Source organism: Citrobacter sp. B72 (genome assembly GCF_016894305.1).
Lineage (GTDB): Bacteria > Pseudomonadota > Gammaproteobacteria > Enterobacterales > Enterobacteriaceae > Citrobacter > Citrobacter portucalensis.
Genome location: NZ_CP069801.1, coordinates 2,399,972 through 2,415,139 on the forward strand (window position 1 = coordinate 2,399,972; position 15,168 = coordinate 2,415,139).

Consider the following 15,168-nt stretch of genomic DNA (forward strand, 5'->3'; position numbering starts at 1 on the left):
GCCGATTAATTTTCGCAGGGTGGTGCTTTTCGTACGCTTTGAACCTGGGAGACGCGTTTTTTCAGGCTGACGATAGCCAGCGCAACAACAATCAGCACAATACCGCAGCCTTCAACAACGCCAGGCTCTTCACCCAGCAACCACCAGGAAAACAGAACGCCACAGACAGGTACCGCCAGCGTACTTAAGCTGGCAATACTGGCTGGTAAGTTACGCAACACAAACAGCCATAAACTCCATGCCAGCGCCGTCGCCAGCACGGCGCTATAAGCTAATGCCCAGAAAACGACAGGTTGCCAGTCTGGATCTCGCTGTGGAACCAGCCAGGCCACCAGGCTCATCACCAGCGCGGCATACAGCATCTGCCATGCGGTCAACGCTAACAGATCGATATTCGGATGGCGGGTATACATTCGCTTGGCGACAATCGCGCTGGCCCCCCAACTGATCCCAGAAAGGATCGCCAGTAGCGCGCTCTGCATTGAGGCAAAGTTCAGTTGCCATGGCTGTAAAACCAGCAATAATCCCGCTGCCGCCACGGCAATGGCGAAATACTGTAAACGCCGCATGCGTTCACCGAGGAAAATGGCGGCCATAATCACCACCCAGAATGGCATGGTATAACTCAGTATGGCTACTTTACCTGCACCGCCGCTGACTAGCGCCCATTGTGATAATCCAACCATGCCGCATGTTTGTAGCAAGGCGATCGCTAACGTATAGCCGAAAGGTGTCGGGCGCATTCCTCGGCCACGCAGTAACAGAACGATGAATAACAATAATGCGCCAAAAGAACAGCGTAGTGCGGTGAAGTCGAACGCGCCGATGTAGTGCGTGACCTGTTTCATCGCGATCCAGCTGTAGCTCCAGATGAGCGTTAAGGTGATGAGGCCGCCAATGGCCAGCGGATGATTTTTCCCTGCGGTGGTCATAATGTGTCCGTTTTAATGATTTTAGTACGCCACTATACGCGCTTTCAGGGCGCCGTAGTCGTTATCATTCCGGCTGAGTACATGTCGCGAAAATTTGTACTTTCTTCTGTGGAATAAAACCAAAAATTATTTTTCCAGATAGCATAAACGCTTACCGGCAAGATGATTAAACAACGCTCAGTTAGCCACGTCTGTCACTTGATCACTGTCCTCATTAAAACTACTGTATATAAATACAGTTATATGAGAGGCAGATTATTATGTTGTTTTTCCAGCCAGTTGAACATCCCGAAATCAAAAACTTCCCGCTATTTAGCGATCTCGTGCCCTGCGGTTTTCCTTCTCCGGCGCAGGATTACGTTGAGAAACGTATCGATCTTAACGACCTGTTGGTGCAGCATCCCAGCGCAACCTATTTTGTAAAATCGTCTGGCGACTCCATGATGGGGGCAGGGATCGGTGCTGGCGACTTGTTGGTAGTCGACAGTGCCAGAAAAGCGGCCCACGGAGACATTGTGATTGCTGCTATTGAAGGCGAATTCACCGTTAAGCGCCTGCAATTGCATCCGGTGGTGATGTTGAAGCCAGAGAACAGCGCCTACGCACCGATCATGATCGGCAGCGAGGACACGCTGGATATATTTGGCGTGGTGACATTTATCATTAAATCCGCGGGCTGATCATGTTTGCGCTGGTGGATGTTAATTCGTTTTATGCCAGTTGTGAATCGGCATTCCGACCGGACCTGAAAGGTAAACCCGTTGTTGTTCTTTCAAATAATGATGGCTGCGTCATTGCCAGCAGCGCGGAAGCGAAGGCGCTTGGCGTCAATATGGGAGCACCATACTTCAAACAGAAAGATCTGTTCAGGCGCTGCGGCGTGTTCTGCTTTAGTTCGAACTACGAGCTGTATGCGGATATGAGCAGCAGGGTAATGTCGATTCTGGAGGAGCTGTCTCCGCGCGTGGAAATGTACAGTATCGATGAAGCCTTTTGTGATTTAACTGGCGTGCGAAACTGCAGGGATCTTACAGATTTTGGTCGTGAAATCAGAGAAACCATTTTACAGAAAACGCGCCTCACGGTTGGGGTCGGTATCGCCCAGACCAAAACCCTGGCCAAGCTGGCGAACCATGCTGCCAAAAAGTGGCAGGAACAGACTGACGGGGTGGTGGATCTCTCGAATATTGAGCGTCAGCGTAAGCTGATGGCTGCGCTCCCGGTTGATGAAGTCTGGGGTGTCGGACGCCGTATCAGTAAAAAACTGGACGCTATGGGCATTAAAACGGTCTGCGACCTAGCGGATACCGATATTCGCTTTATCCGCAAACATTTCAACGTTGTGCTTGAGCGCACTGTGCGGGAATTGCGCGGTGAACCGTGCCTGGCGTTGGAAGAGTTTGCGCCAGTTAAGCAGGAGATCATTTGTTCAAGATCGTTTGGTGAAAAACTCACGGATTACAATGCGATGAGAGAGGCTATTTGTACCTATGCTGCACGTGCTGCGGAAAAATTACGCAGAGAGCACCAGTTCTGCCGGTTTATCTCTACGTTTATCAAAACCAGCCCATTTTCCCTGAATGAACCGTATTACGGTAACAGCGCATCGATAAAACTGCTGACACCAACCCAGGATAGTCGGGAAATTATAAGGGCGGCCACACGTAGTCTGGACGCAATATGGCGGGAGGGGCTGCGTTATCAAAAAGCAGGGGTCATGCTGGGCGATTTTTTTAGTTCTGGCGTTGCGCAGTTGAATCTGTTTGATGACAACGCCCCACGGCATAACAGCGATAAGCTGATGGCCGTTCTGGATACGCTCAATGCTGAAAAAGGTAAAGGAACGCTCTATTTTGCCGGACAAGGTATACAACAACCGTGGGCTATGAAGCGAGATATGCTTTCACCACGTTATACAACGAGATATAGCGATTTACTGCGGGTGGGATAGTCATTGTTATCGTAAATAAGCGTCCAGAGCGATTCTAAAACTGTCCAGAAATAAATAAAAAAACGATTATCAGCCTTCATTAAAAATCTTATTGTAGCGCCGACTAACAGATAACTAACTGACAAACGGCAAGTCTATAATAGGAAATTTATGAAAAAGACGCTTATTACACTCATTATTGCAAATGCACTGACCGCGACTACGGCATTTGCCGCAGCGGATGCGGGAACCTGGTATGCTGGTGGGAAATTTGGTTGGTCGCATTACTTTGATACCAGCGCAAGCCAGCAAACGGGGGCTAATGGTAATAAATATGGTGATGTCGGTTTTGATAGCGATAACGTCGGTGGTGGTGTATTTACAGGCTATCAGATTACTCCATGGCTGGCAGTTGAAGGCGGTTATGACTATTTAGGCAACATGCAATTCAACGGTAAAAATGGCGCATCTGGTTCTCAAATGAAAAGTCAGGGCCTGCAATTATCTCTGAAGGCAAGTTATGGTCTGACAGATAATTGGGATCTCTACGGCCGTGCAGGGGCAATGGGATATCGCGCGGAGTCAGATATTAAAGGCAATAACCGCTTTGATACCGGTGTGCGTCCGGTTGTGGCTGTTGGTACGGAATATGCCTTTAACAAGAACTGGGCTGGCCGCGTGGAATATCAATGGGTGAGCAATGTGGGTAATGAAAACCAGATTGGCGTATCAAGCGATGTTAGTTCCGTTACCGCTGGGTTGTCATATCGCTTTGGCCAGCATGACGACGCGGAGGTTACGCCTGCACCGGCAGTTGCCGCAACTCCTGCGCCTGAACCTCAGCGTTTTAACTTAAAATCTGATGTGATGTTTGGTTATGATTCAGCAGCATTAACCCCAGAAGGGAAAGCGGCGATTGCGCAGTTATACCGAAATCCCGGTCTGCAACCGGCCAAAGACAAAGCGACCGTTGTTATTGGCTATAGCGATCGCACCGGAGCCGCTGATTATAACCAGCAACTGTCAGCCCAGCGCGCGCAGGCTGTTGCCGATGAATTAGTCGCGTTAGGCATGCCAGCTGCAAATATTACTGCACAAGGACATGGTTCGAGTGATTCTGTCACGGGATCCAGTTGTGATGGGCAGACCGGACAGCAGCTGATTAATTGCCTTGCTCCAGATCGCCATGTCGTTGTTGAGATTACTGATAAGCACTAAATCGGTGTACAAAAGCCCTCCTCATTATTGAATGGGGAGGGCTTTTTTATTCGCACAGTGAACTATCATTAACTGTGACAAATTAAAGATGTTAGAGCGTAATTATGTTCATAGAATCCTTAGTTTCGAGAGCTAAAGGTAGATTATGGCGTTATTTTCTGCCACGGTTTACTCTGAAAAATCATGTGGATGATCAAGTATATAATTGCTATGGTGTTTATTTTTCGGATGTAAAACAAGAAAAATATCAGCTTGTGAATCTAAGAGGCAAAAATGTTGTGCTTGAAAAATGGCATGCTGAGCAGCACGCCTATATGGAGAAAATAAACCTTCCACTCAATGATATTGAAAAAATGAATGTTGAGATTATTCATTGGAGAAAGCAAGGTCCGTTAAGGTTTGATTCGATTTTTCTTTTTGCAATAAATTATTTTACGCGTATTGCTTATGCAAAAAATGCTCTGGCGAGAGCAAAAAGCAATCTCTTTTCTTCATTCGCCAGTAACAAGGCGTTGAATGGACTTGATCGTATAATGTTGCTACAGATGCTGGTGAACGAATATGTACATCAATCGCCAGAGAAAACTCACACTGGAGTGACATGTGATAAGGTTATTGATCTATTGTACGGGACGCTTTGGTATAAACATATCAAGAATGAAGATTTCAGGAGGAAGGTCTTTCTACTGCTCCAGTCACTTGTAATTACAGAGGATGTCAGATTTAGTAATGAAAAATATTATATACAAGGCAAGGCTATTTCAACAATTGTTTCATGGGAATCTGAAGATAAACGGGAAAAGCAGCAGATCAGGATCCAGAAAAATATTAGTCGTTTGATGCTTGTGATTACCGCGTCCACATTGATGATCACCCTAGCAATACTGGCTCAGGCAGGCCTTATTAATTTACATAATCTTTGGGTGCATCTGACACAGTTAAAACCAATCAGGGTGTTGTTCAAACTAATATGATAATAATCATCAATAGTCATTTTGTTTCTGGCGATCCGACAGGGGCTTCACGAGATGCTACGCCACCGTGTTTCTGTCAGATCGCCGAACCGCACATTCAAATTGTCACTTTATTATTTTTTAAACATGAATTTTAATTGCTGAAGAAACACCACCAGTACGGCTACGGACCAGCCTACCATGAGGGCACCGACAAGCCCTTCAGCTGCGCCAATCAATCGCCATTCTGCCGGTAATGTCACATCACCATAGCCAAGAGTTGCATAGCTTACGAGAGAGAAGTAACTGGCTGACTCCCAGTTTTCCAGCGCACCAGAAATTATGTAAAAAATTGCAAAAACGCCAGCTTCTGCGAGGTGTGCCATAAGAGCAGTTGCAACAACAATTACATTTCTGAATATGAAGTGAAATGTTGATTTTTTATTTATACGTAGTTTTTCCATTACCCATAACATCCAAAACGTATGAATTATAACGGTAATAGTTAATAGTGCGAAAACAAATAAAATTATCATGCTGGCTCTTTGGACGGTTAAGGGTATAGGGTTGAGTTGATATTTCTGGAATGTACACGGAAGGAAATATAAAGCCAAATACTATTCATGCAGATGATTATTAATGAATGTTGTTATTTAATTGTTTATTGTATAAAAAATTAAATTGGCTAGTTAAACGTGTTAAGAATCTGATGGTGATACTTTCATTGCAGAGAAAATAAAGCAATGCCATTCTTAAATCCTGCCTCGTCTTGCATATAAGTTGGTATCGACTTTGAAAATGCTGGAATAAAAAGGGCATTGTATGGATCGAGCAGCACCCTTGAGGGCACGTATGGGGCACCGAAAGGCTGCATATGTTCACACATGGCTGAAAGTGACTTAACCTAATCTACTGATATTAAATAAATCATATATTTTACAGCCAAATAACAAATCTGATAGTATACCACCCTATAGTATCTGGAGGGCGTATGCCGCATTCACCTGAAGACAAGAAACGCATTCTCACCCGTGTACGCCGTATTCGCGGTCAAGTTGATGCGCTTGAGCGTGCACTGGAATCTGGCGAACCGTGTCTGGCAATCCTGCAGCAAATTGCCGCCGTGCGCGGTGCATCCAATGGCCTGATGGGCGAAATGGTTGAGATCCATCTGAAAGACGAGCTGGTCAGCGGAGAAACAACGCCAGACCAGCGTGCCGTGCGCATGGCTGAAATCGGCCATCTTCTGCGTGCTTATCTAAAATAACATCATCACCTCGCAATAATGGGAAGAGACAAATGAAATCACGTGCAGCAGTTGCATTCGGCCCCGGCCAACCGTTAAAAATTGTCGAAATCGACGTCGCACCGCCAAAGAAAGGTGAAGTGCTGGTTAAAATTACCCATACCGGCGTGTGCCACACCGACGCCTTTACGCTCTCTGGCGACGATCCGGAAGGCGTATTCCCGGCGGTACTTGGCCATGAAGGTGGCGGCATTGTGGTTGAAGTAGGCGAAGGCGTCACCAGTCTGAAGCCGGGCGATCATGTGATCCCGCTGTACACCGCAGAGTGCGGCGAGTGTAAGTTCTGTAAATCGGGTAAAACCAACTTGTGCCAGGCCGTACGTGCGACCCAGGGCAAAGGTCTGATGCCGGATGGCACAACGCGCTTCTCGTATAACGGTGAGCCGATTTATCACTATATGGGCACCAGCACCTTCAGCGAATACACCGTTTGCGCGGAGATCTCTCTGGCGAAGGTTAACCCGCAGGCCCCGCTGGACAAAGTGTGTCTGCTGGGTTGTGGCGTGACCACCGGTATCGGAGCAGTCCATAACACCGCAAAAGTGAAAGAAGGCGACACCGTCGCCGTATTTGGTCTGGGCGGTATTGGTCTGGCGGTAATTCAGGGCGCGGTGCAGGCGAAAGCCGGGCGTATTCTGGCCGTTGATACCAATCCGGAAAAATTTAAGCTGGCAGGTGAAATGGGCGCGACTGATTTCATCAACCCGAAGGATTACGACAAACCGATTCAGGATGTGATCGTTGAGCTGACCGATGGCGGCGTGGATTTTAGCTTTGAATGTATCGGCAACGTTAACGTGATGCGCGCGGCACTGGAATGTTGCCATAAAGGATGGGGTGAAAGCATCATCATTGGCGTGGCAGGAGCAGGGCAAGAGATCAAAACGCGTCCGTTCCAACTGGTTACCGGGCGCGTCTGGCGCGGTTCCGCATTTGGCGGCGTGAAAGGGCGTACTCAACTTCCTGGCATGGTTGAAGAAGCAATGAGCGGGAAAATTCAGTTGGATCCCTTTATTACCCACCGTTTACCGCTGGAGCAGATTAACGAAGCGTTCGATTTAATGCATCAGGGTAAGTCCATCCGTACCGTTATCCACTTTGGCGATAACTGATTCATTGGCCAGCGGATTTAACCGCTGGCACTTTCCTGAATTTTTTAGAATTATGTTGTGAAAGTGTGACGAATCCGGCGCTTTTCACGGTAAGTAAACTTCCCGGATTGCCGATGACTATCTAACGGGCGTGTTTTCACGCATAAACCCTACAAGAGAGTCGACGGTCATGGACAACACTACATCGATGCAAGCCCAGCATAAACTGGGCTTTCTGCATCAAATCCGGCTGGTTCCGCTGTTTTCCTCCATTCTCGGTGGCATCCTTCTGCTGTTCGCCTTAAGTTCCGGACTGGCAAGCTATTTTCTTATGCAGGCCGATCGCGATCAGCGCGACGTGACCGATGAGATTCAGGTCAGGATGGGGTTATCTAACAGCTCTAACCATTTACGTACCGCACGTATCAACATGATCCACGCCGGCGCGGCGAGCCGTATTGCCGAAATGGATGACATGAAGGCCAATATTGCCGAGGCCGAAAAACGGATCAAGCAGTCGCAGGACGGTTTCAATGCTTATATGTCACGCGCGGTAAAAACGTCTGCCGATGAAGCGTTAGATGCTGAACTGAGCGCCAGCTTCAAAGCCTATATCGACGGCTTACAGCCTATGTTGAAGTACGCTAAAAACGGCATGTTTGAAGCGATCATCAACCATGAAAATGAACAGGCCAGACCGCTGGACTCTGCTTACAACAAGGTGTTGTTAAAAGCGATCGACATTCGTACCGCAAGGGCGAACCAGTTAAGCGAACAGGCGCACCAGCGTACACAGCTCGGCATGGCTTTTATGCTGGGTGCATTCGTTCTTGCGCTGGCGCTGACCGTGATGACGTTCATTGTTCTGCGTCGTACCGTCATTCACCCTCTGTTACGCGCGGCCAAGCGTATTGAGCAAATTTCCGCGGGCGATCTGACCATGCAAGATGAACCGACCGGGCGCAGCGAAATTGGTCGCCTGAGCCGCCATCTGCAGACAATGCAACGATCGTTGGGGAAAACGGTGGGTACGGTACGTCAGGGTGCGGAAGAAATATACCGCGGTACCAGTGAGATTTCGGCGGGTAATACCGATTTGTCTTCACGTACTGAACAACAGGCCGCAGCGATTGAACAAACGGCAGCCAGCATGGAAGAGCTGACCGCCACGGTGAAGCAAAACGCCGACAACGCGCATCACGCAAGTAAGCTGGCGGAAGATGCGTCCGGTAAGGCCAGTCGGGGCGGTCAGATGGTTTCTGGCGTGGTGAAAACCATGGGCAATATCTCAACGAGCTCGAAGAAAATCTCCGAAATCACAGCCGTGATTAATAGCATTGCTTTCCAGACCAATATCCTGGCGCTGAACGCGGCGGTTGAGGCGGCGCGGGCAGGAGAGCAGGGGCGTGGATTTGCCGTGGTCGCCAGTGAAGTCCGTACGTTGGCAAGCCGCAGCGCTCAGGCGGCAAAAGAGATTGAAGGATTGATCAGCGAATCGGTCCGACTGATTGACCAGGGCTCCGGAGAAGTCGTCGCGGCGGGCAATACGATGACGGATATTGTCGATGCGGTAAAACGCGTGACCGATATCATGCTGGAAATCGCGGCGGCTTCTGATGAGCAGAGCCGAGGTATCGTACAGGTGAGCCAGGCGATATCAGAAATGGATAAGGTGACGCAGCAAAATGCCTCGCTGGTTGAAGAAGCATCGGCTGCGGCGGCCTCTCTCGAAGAGCAGGCGGCGCGCTTAACGGAAGCCGTAGGTACATTTCGCTTAACGGGAACGAGTGCAATTAAACGCCCTCCCGTAACCACTACGCCTGACCATTCGCGTCCGCAGACGGCAACGGCCAGTGGCGATAACTGGGAAACGTTTTAACAATAAATTAAGGGACCTGATGGTCCCTTAATATTTGGCATCAAAACGGTACGGTTTTGCGTATTGCGGCGATGAGGATCTGCGCGGCCTGAGAGAGTTGCACATCGACACGGGTAAGAATACCGATGGGTTCACCCGCACCATGGGTAGGTATCGGCAACGACACCAGCGTCGCCTGGCGTAAATCCTCTCTAACCGCGCCTGAAGGGACAAACCACACATAGTCGTAATCAACCGTCAGCTGGCGGGAAAGCGATGCTGACAGCGTTTCAATGCAGCCTGGCGGCATTTTACAACCCTGACTTTGCAACAATGCTTCTGCGTGCTGGCGAGGCGCGGTTCCTTTTGGCGAAACCACCACCGGCCACTCCATTACCCGACTTAACGTGATGGTTTCCTGCAACAGCGGATGGTTAGGGCGCACGACCAGTTTAAGTGATTCCAGAAACAACAATTCATAGTTCAGACCGACCATTAATTCCGGATCGGCCATGCGACCAATGCCAAGATCGATTTCCCCGGATTTTAAACCTGCCAGAATCATCGGATTGCTCATGGTGGCGACCTGTAGCGTGGTCTCCATTTGCTGCTTGTGGAAAGGACCAATTACCGCAGGCAGAATGCCCAGTGCCGCGGTGGGTAAGGCCCCGATCCGTACGACATCAGTCTGCGATTCTTCGCGCTGATTTAACGCTTGTCCGGCGGTGTTGAGCGCATCCAGCACTCTTACCGCGTGGGTAAGAAACTGTTCTCCGGGCAGCGTTAACTGCGCGCCAAGGCGGCCACGTTCAAAGAGCCGGGTACCGGTCAGTTGCTCCAGTTCATTTAGCGTTTTGGAGAGAGCCGGTTGGCTCAGGTTAAGGGTCTCAGCCGCGCGCCCCAACGTTCCCTGCTGTGCAACGGCGACAAAAGTATGAAGGTGGCGCAAGCGAATGCGCTGATTGAACAGAACATTTTTTTCCATAAGCGATGTTAAAAACAGAGCCGTATCGGTGACAAGTAAAGTTGTTTGTTTTTGATAACCTGATAGCAAAATATTATTAACATTTATCATGTTTTACTTACAACTGATTTATTTTGCTTATGTTTTGTACAGCATTGCTGGGTGGTGGGATCATGGAAGGGAGTGTGCCCAGTCGTTATACTTTGGTGATTGTTTACTTTTGAACGATTTCTCTTCACAAGGCACTGATGAATGATACATGTAATAGGGCACCTTAATCCCGATAGCGATGCCATCTGCACCGCCGCAATGACGGCGCGTTGGCTTAGTTTACGTGGCCAGCAGGCGACGGCATGGCGTTTGGGCGAGCCTAATCGCGAAACGCAGTTTATCTTTGAGCATGCGGGGCTGACGATGCCTGAGCGGTTGACGTTTGAACTGACCGATCGTGATGTCTGGCTGGTCGATTTCACCGAGCCGGCCCAGGGACCGGAATCGTTAACAGAAAGTAACGTGGTGGGAATTATCGATCATCACCGACTTGGTGGGTTAGTCACCCGTCTGCCACCGGAAGTGTGGGTGAAGCCCGTCGGCAGTAGCGCAACCCTGCTGTGGCACCTGATGACGGAGGATGAACGCAACCAGTTATCTTCCGCTGAGGTTGTTTTACTGCTCGGTGCCGTATTGAGTGACACTGTCACGCTTCGTTCACCAACGACGACCACTGACGATCGCCAGGCGGTTGATGCGCTGGCCCAAAAAACCGGAGTGGATCTTGACGCTTTCAGTCGCGACCTGCTGTCAGCCAAAACAAGTGTGGAAGGGATGAGCGCCCGCGAGCTTCTGCAGAAAGACATTAAAACCTTCACCATCCATGGGCATTCAGTTTGTGTAGCGCAGCTTGAACTGTATGCGCTGCAACAGGTGGATGCGGTGCTGGACGATCTCCGTCAGGAAATGGCGCGCTATGCAGAAGAAAAGAACGCTGCGTTAGTCGTGCTGATGCTCACTGACATCAATCTGGGTGATACCAGCTTATGGTTTGCTGGAGCAGAACTTTCAGACATCCCGCAGCCTTGCAAGGTAGAAGGTATGCTTAGCCGTAAAAAACAGATGCTGCCCTGGCTGGAAAGTCATTTGAAACCACGCCAGTAGGTACTGTTCATCGTTTGTATGGGTGGGAAGTTTACGCGGGGTCACACTTTGTAAATTCTTCCCACCGGAGTCAGCGGCGTTTTCTACACTCCAGGTAATATTCACTGGAGGCATGACATTATGGCGAACACCATCACGGCAGATGAGATTCGGGAACAATTTTCGCAGGCAATGTCAGCAATGTACCAGCAGGAAGTCCCGCAGTACGGCACGTTGCTGGAACTTGTCGCTGATGTGAATCTGGCGGTACTGGAAAATAATCCGACGCTGCATGAAAAACTGGCGAATGCGGATGAACTGGCCCGGCTAAACGTTGAGCGTCATGGCGCCATTCGAGTGGGTACCGCGCAGGAGCTTTCTACGCTGCGCCGGATGTTTGCCGTTATGGGCATGTATCCGGTGAGTTATTACGATCTCTCCCAGGCGGGCGTCCCCGTACATTCCACAGCCTTTCGTCCCATCGACGATGCCTCGCTATCGCGCAACCCGTTTCGGGTATTCACCTCGTTATTACGGCTCGAACTAATCGAAAACGCCGCGCTGCGGCAAAAGGCCGCTGAGATCCTCGCGAAACGCGATATTTTCACTCGCCGTTGCCACGAACTACTGGATGAATTTGATGCGCAGGGCAGTTTTACATCTGAACAGGCGCAAGAATTTGTGCATGAAGCGCTGGAAACATTCCGCTGGCATCAGCACGCCACGGTCGATGAAGAGACCTATCACGCATTACATAACGAACACCGGCTGATTGCTGATGTAGTGTGCTTCCCCGGTTGTCATATCAACCATCTGACACCGCGAACGCTGGATATTGACCGGGTGCAGTCGATGATGCCGGAATGCGGCATTGAACCGAAAATACTGATTGAAGGGCCGCCGCGCCGCGAGGTGCCCATTTTATTGCGTCAGACCAGTTTCAAAGCGCTGGAAGAACCGGTGTTGTTTGCCGGTGAAATGCGCGGCACTCACACGGCACGTTTTGGTGAAATCGAACAGCGCGGCGTGGCCCTGACACCGAAAGGCAGAGCGTTGTACGACGAATTGCTGAATAAAGCGGGAACGGGGAAAGACAATCTGACGCACCAGCTACACCTTCAGGAAGTATTCAAGGCCTTCCCGGACAGCGAATTCCTGCTGCGCCAGCAGGGGCTAGCCTGGTTCCGCTATCGTCTGACGCCATCGGGTGAAGCGCATCGGCAGGCGATTCGCCCGGATGACGATCCGCAGCCGCTTATTGAACGGGGCTGGCTGGTTGCGCAACCCATCACCTACGAAGATTTTTTACCGGTGAGCGCCGCAGGAATTTTCCAGTCCAATTTGGGTAATGAAACACAGGCTCGCAGCCACGGAAATTCCAGCCGCGACGCGTTTGAACAGGCGCTGGGTTGCGCGGTTTATGATGAGTTTGCGCTGTATCAGGAGGCTCAAGAGCGAAGTAAACGTCGGTGTGGTTTACTTTAATGGAATTTACATGGGATTCGGTCTGTTCCCATCGACATAAAATATTTTCGATTTTGTACAGATAATCGGCGACCAACAATTGGATTATTAATGAATTTTGTCTAGAGTGAGCGGTCAGAAATGTGCACTCTCATGCCGCAGATTTTGACCGGCGCGGGACCATTTACACGACCAGAAGGACTCACTTTCAGGCATGAATCGCAGACGATTTATTAAAGGTTCAATGGCAATGGCCGCCGTGTGCGGAACCAGTGGTATTGCATCACTCTTTTCCCGCGCCGCCTTTGCGGCAGAGTCTGACATTGCAGACGGAAAAACCGTACGTTTTGATTTTTCCGTTCTGCAATCGATGGCCCATGACTTAGCACAGAAGCCCTGGGGCGGCGCACCGCGCGCGTTACCGGAAACGCTGGCGAAACTGACGCCGCAGGCCTACAACAGCATTCAATATGACGCAGAGCAGTCTCTGTGGAACAATGTTGAAAATCGTCAGCTTGATGCGCAGTTCTTCCACGTGGGAATGGGCTTCCGTCGCCGTGTACGCATGTTCTCGGTTGATGGTAGTACGCATATGGCGCGTGAAATTCACTTCCGTCCGGAACTGTTTAAATACAACGACGCGGGTGTGGATACCAAACAATTGGAAGGGCAGACTGACCTCGGATTCGCTGGATTCCGCGTGTTTAAAGCGCCAGAACTGGCCCGCCGCGATGTCGTTTCTTTCCTGGGCGCCAGCTATTTCCGCGCCGTGGATGACACCTATCAGTACGGTTTATCGGCCCGTGGTCTGGCGGTAGATACCTACACCGACAGCAAAGAAGAGTTTCCTGATTTCACCTCTTTCTGGTTTGAAACGGTTAAACCGGGCGCAACCTCTTTTACCGTGTATGCGCTTCTCGACAGCCCAAGCGTAACCGGCGCATTCAAGTTCGTGATCCACTGCGAGAAAACGCAGGTGATTATGGATGTACAAAACCACATCTATGCGCGCAAAGACATCAAGCAGCTCGGCATTGCGCCGATGACCAGCATGTTCAGCTGCGGCAACAATGAGCGTCGGATGTGCGACACTATTCACCCGCAAATCCATGACTCCGATCGTCTGGCGATGTGGCGGGGCAATGGCGAGTGGATCTGCCGTCCGCTGAATAACCCGCAAAAGCTGCAGTTCAACGCCTATACCGATAACAACCCGAAAGGGTTTGGCTTGCTGCAACTCGATCGCGACTTCTCCCATTATCAGGACATCATGGGCTGGTATAACAAGCGCCCAAGCCTGTGGGTGGAACCGCGCAACCAGTGGGGCAAGGGGACCATTGGTCTGATGGAGATCCCGACGACCGGCGAAACGCTGGATAACGTTGTCTGCTTCTGGCAGCCGGACAAGAAGATCAAAGCCGGCGATGAGCTGGAATTCAAATATCGCCTGTACTGGAGCGCTCAACCGCCGGTGCGTTCACCGCTGGCTCGCGTGATGGCGACCCGGACAGGCATGGGCGGTTTCCCGGAAGGATGGGCACCGGGCGAGCATTACCCAGAAAAATGGGCGCGTCGTTTTGCCGTTGACTTCGTTGGTGGCGATCTAAAAGCGGCTGCGCCGAAAGGCATTGAACCGGTGATTACGCTCTCCAGCGGTGAAGCGAAACAGATTGAGATCCTCTACGTGGAGCCTATCGATGGTTATCGCATTCAGTTTGACTGGTATCCGACCTCTGACTCAACCGAACCGGTAGATATGCGTATGTTCCTGCGTTGTCAGGGTGACGCCATCAGCGAAACCTGGCTGTATCAGTACTTCCCGCCAGCGCCGGATAAACGTCAGTACGTTGACGACCGCGAGATGCGTTAATCACGCCCTTTACGGCTCTCCTGATGGGGAGCCGTATCTGCAATCATCCTCATAACGACTCTGTACACTATTTACTCGATCCTGTTCGCATTTTTCTGTATGGCAAATGGGTACTCTGTGGGTGTGTATTTCTTATACACGTTCTTGTCCACTAACAGGGAGAAAGTATGTTTCCAGAATACAGAGACCTTATTTCCCGACTGAAATCCGAGAACCCTCGCTTTCTGTCCTTATTCGAAAAACACAACAGCCTTGATCATGAGATCTCCAGACTGGAAGGTTCGGATGGTCGGGGGTATAGTTTGGACATTGTTCGTCTTAAGAAACAGAAACTCCACCTGAAGGAAGATCTGCTCAAAATATTGCAAAAAGAGAGTGTCAGTGAGAGCTAAGTAGAACGGCGCTTGCTGTGTAAAAGGGCTTCCTGCGAGAAACGGAAGCCCTTCCT

General features: G+C 50.1%; 14 protein-coding genes. 11 read left to right on the forward strand and 3 right to left on the reverse strand.

Annotation, left to right across the window (positions count from 1 at the left end; all coding sequences use genetic code 11):
- Positions 1 to 5: 5 nt before the first annotated feature.
- On the reverse strand, positions 6 to 932 hold the full coding sequence (locus tag JQN59_RS11460) for a DMT family transporter (protein ID WP_149607266.1): 927 nt from the start codon (positions 930 to 932) through the stop codon (positions 6 to 8).
- Between the two features lie 260 nt (positions 933 to 1,192).
- Here JQN59_RS11460 and JQN59_RS11465 point away from each other — a divergent pair, with 260 nt between their 5' ends.
- From JQN59_RS11465 to JQN59_RS11480, 4 genes are all read left to right on the forward strand, one after another.
- On the forward strand, positions 1,193 to 1,612 hold the full coding sequence (locus JQN59_RS11465; RefSeq protein ID WP_149607265.1) for a translesion error-prone DNA polymerase V autoproteolytic subunit: 420 nt from the start codon (positions 1,193 to 1,195) through the stop codon (positions 1,610 to 1,612).
- 2 nt (positions 1,613 to 1,614) lie between these two features.
- Entirely contained in the window at positions 1,615 to 2,883 is a 1,269-nt protein-coding gene (locus JQN59_RS11470) for a Y-family DNA polymerase (RefSeq protein WP_048214134.1), read from the forward strand.
- A gap of 150 nt (positions 2,884 to 3,033) precedes the next feature.
- Positions 3,034 to 4,080 (forward strand): porin OmpA, encoded by a 1,047-nt coding sequence (gene ompA / locus JQN59_RS11475; RefSeq protein ID WP_008784866.1) that lies wholly within the window; start codon positions 3,034 to 3,036, stop codon positions 4,078 to 4,080.
- A 185-nt stretch (positions 4,081 to 4,265) separates the two neighbouring features.
- A complete protein-coding gene (locus tag JQN59_RS11480; RefSeq protein WP_149607264.1) occupies positions 4,266 to 5,054 on the forward strand; it encodes a hypothetical protein in 789 nt (262 codons plus the stop codon).
- A gap of 113 nt (positions 5,055 to 5,167) precedes the next feature.
- Here the strand turns inward: JQN59_RS11480 and JQN59_RS11485 are convergent, their stop codons facing one another.
- On the reverse strand, positions 5,168 to 5,569 hold the full coding sequence (locus JQN59_RS11485; RefSeq protein WP_149607263.1) for an ion channel: 402 nt from the start codon (positions 5,567 to 5,569) through the stop codon (positions 5,168 to 5,170).
- Between the two features lie 455 nt (positions 5,570 to 6,024).
- On the opposite strand from JQN59_RS11485, the gene JQN59_RS11490 reads away from it, so the two are divergent.
- From JQN59_RS11490 to JQN59_RS11500, 3 genes are all read left to right on the forward strand, one after another.
- Positions 6,025 to 6,300, forward strand: a complete 276-nt coding sequence (locus JQN59_RS11490) for a metal/formaldehyde-sensitive transcriptional repressor (protein ID WP_003833178.1) — start codon at positions 6,025 to 6,027, stop codon at positions 6,298 to 6,300.
- A gap of 32 nt (positions 6,301 to 6,332) precedes the next feature.
- The gene (locus tag JQN59_RS11495; protein ID WP_008784862.1) at positions 6,333 to 7,451 is read left to right on the forward strand and encodes an S-(hydroxymethyl)glutathione dehydrogenase/class III alcohol dehydrogenase; all 1,119 of its coding nucleotides are present in this window, start codon (positions 6,333 to 6,335) and stop codon (positions 7,449 to 7,451) included.
- Between the two features lie 169 nt (positions 7,452 to 7,620).
- Positions 7,621 to 9,309 (forward strand): methyl-accepting chemotaxis protein, encoded by a 1,689-nt coding sequence (locus tag JQN59_RS11500; protein WP_048214135.1) that lies wholly within the window; start codon positions 7,621 to 7,623, stop codon positions 9,307 to 9,309.
- A 40-nt stretch (positions 9,310 to 9,349) separates the two neighbouring features.
- On the opposite strand, the gene pcaQ is transcribed toward JQN59_RS11500, so the two are convergent.
- Positions 9,350 to 10,273 carry a pca operon transcription factor PcaQ gene (pcaQ, locus tag JQN59_RS11505; RefSeq protein ID WP_003020288.1) on the reverse strand — a complete coding sequence of 308 codons (924 nt, stop codon included), beginning with the start codon at positions 10,271 to 10,273 and terminating at the stop codon, positions 9,350 to 9,352.
- A 231-nt stretch (positions 10,274 to 10,504) separates the two neighbouring features.
- Here pcaQ and JQN59_RS11510 point away from each other — a divergent pair, with 231 nt between their 5' ends.
- The 4 genes from JQN59_RS11510 to JQN59_RS11525 all read left to right on the forward strand — a co-directional run bounded on the left by JQN59_RS11510 (position 10,505) and on the right by JQN59_RS11525 (position 15,112).
- Positions 10,505 to 11,407, forward strand: coding sequence for a manganese-dependent inorganic pyrophosphatase (locus JQN59_RS11510; RefSeq protein WP_128316883.1), 903 nt, complete (start codon positions 10,505 to 10,507; stop codon positions 11,405 to 11,407).
- Positions 11,408 to 11,527: 120 nt separating this feature from the next.
- On the forward strand, positions 11,528 to 12,871 hold the full coding sequence (hglS, locus tag JQN59_RS11515) for a 2-oxoadipate dioxygenase/decarboxylase HglS (RefSeq protein WP_003020282.1): 1,344 nt from the start codon (positions 11,528 to 11,530) through the stop codon (positions 12,869 to 12,871).
- A 193-nt stretch (positions 12,872 to 13,064) separates the two neighbouring features.
- A complete protein-coding gene (locus JQN59_RS11520) occupies positions 13,065 to 14,720 on the forward strand; it encodes a glucan biosynthesis protein D (protein WP_100272422.1) in 1,656 nt (551 codons plus the stop codon).
- Between the two features lie 167 nt (positions 14,721 to 14,887).
- Positions 14,888 to 15,112 (forward strand): YdcH family protein, encoded by a 225-nt coding sequence (locus tag JQN59_RS11525; protein ID WP_003833168.1) that lies wholly within the window; start codon positions 14,888 to 14,890, stop codon positions 15,110 to 15,112.
- The last annotated feature ends 56 nt before the right edge of the window (positions 15,113 to 15,168 follow it).

Coding starts and splice junctions, on each gene's coding strand:
- JQN59_RS11460 (WP_149607266.1), bottom strand. CDS start 932: ATGACCACCGCAGGGAAAAATCATCCGCTGGCCATTGGCGGCCTCATC.
- JQN59_RS11465 (WP_149607265.1), top strand. CDS start 1,193: ATGTTGTTTTTCCAGCCAGTTGAACATCCCGAAATCAAAAACTTCCCG.
- JQN59_RS11470 (WP_048214134.1), top strand. CDS start 1,615: ATGTTTGCGCTGGTGGATGTTAATTCGTTTTATGCCAGTTGTGAATCG.
- ompA (WP_008784866.1), top strand. CDS start 3,034: ATGAAAAAGACGCTTATTACACTCATTATTGCAAATGCACTGACCGCG.
- JQN59_RS11485 (WP_149607263.1), bottom strand. CDS start 5,569: ATGATAATTTTATTTGTTTTCGCACTATTAACTATTACCGTTATAATT.
- JQN59_RS11490 (WP_003833178.1), top strand. CDS start 6,025: ATGCCGCATTCACCTGAAGACAAGAAACGCATTCTCACCCGTGTACGC.
- JQN59_RS11495 (WP_008784862.1), top strand. CDS start 6,333: ATGAAATCACGTGCAGCAGTTGCATTCGGCCCCGGCCAACCGTTAAAA.
- JQN59_RS11500 (WP_048214135.1), top strand. CDS start 7,621: ATGGACAACACTACATCGATGCAAGCCCAGCATAAACTGGGCTTTCTG.
- pcaQ (WP_003020288.1), bottom strand. CDS start 10,273: ATGGAAAAAAATGTTCTGTTCAATCAGCGCATTCGCTTGCGCCACCTT.
- JQN59_RS11510 (WP_128316883.1), top strand. CDS start 10,505: ATGATACATGTAATAGGGCACCTTAATCCCGATAGCGATGCCATCTGC.
- hglS (WP_003020282.1), top strand. CDS start 11,528: ATGGCGAACACCATCACGGCAGATGAGATTCGGGAACAATTTTCGCAG.
- JQN59_RS11520 (WP_100272422.1), top strand. CDS start 13,065: ATGAATCGCAGACGATTTATTAAAGGTTCAATGGCAATGGCCGCCGTG.
- JQN59_RS11525 (WP_003833168.1), top strand. CDS start 14,888: ATGTTTCCAGAATACAGAGACCTTATTTCCCGACTGAAATCCGAGAAC.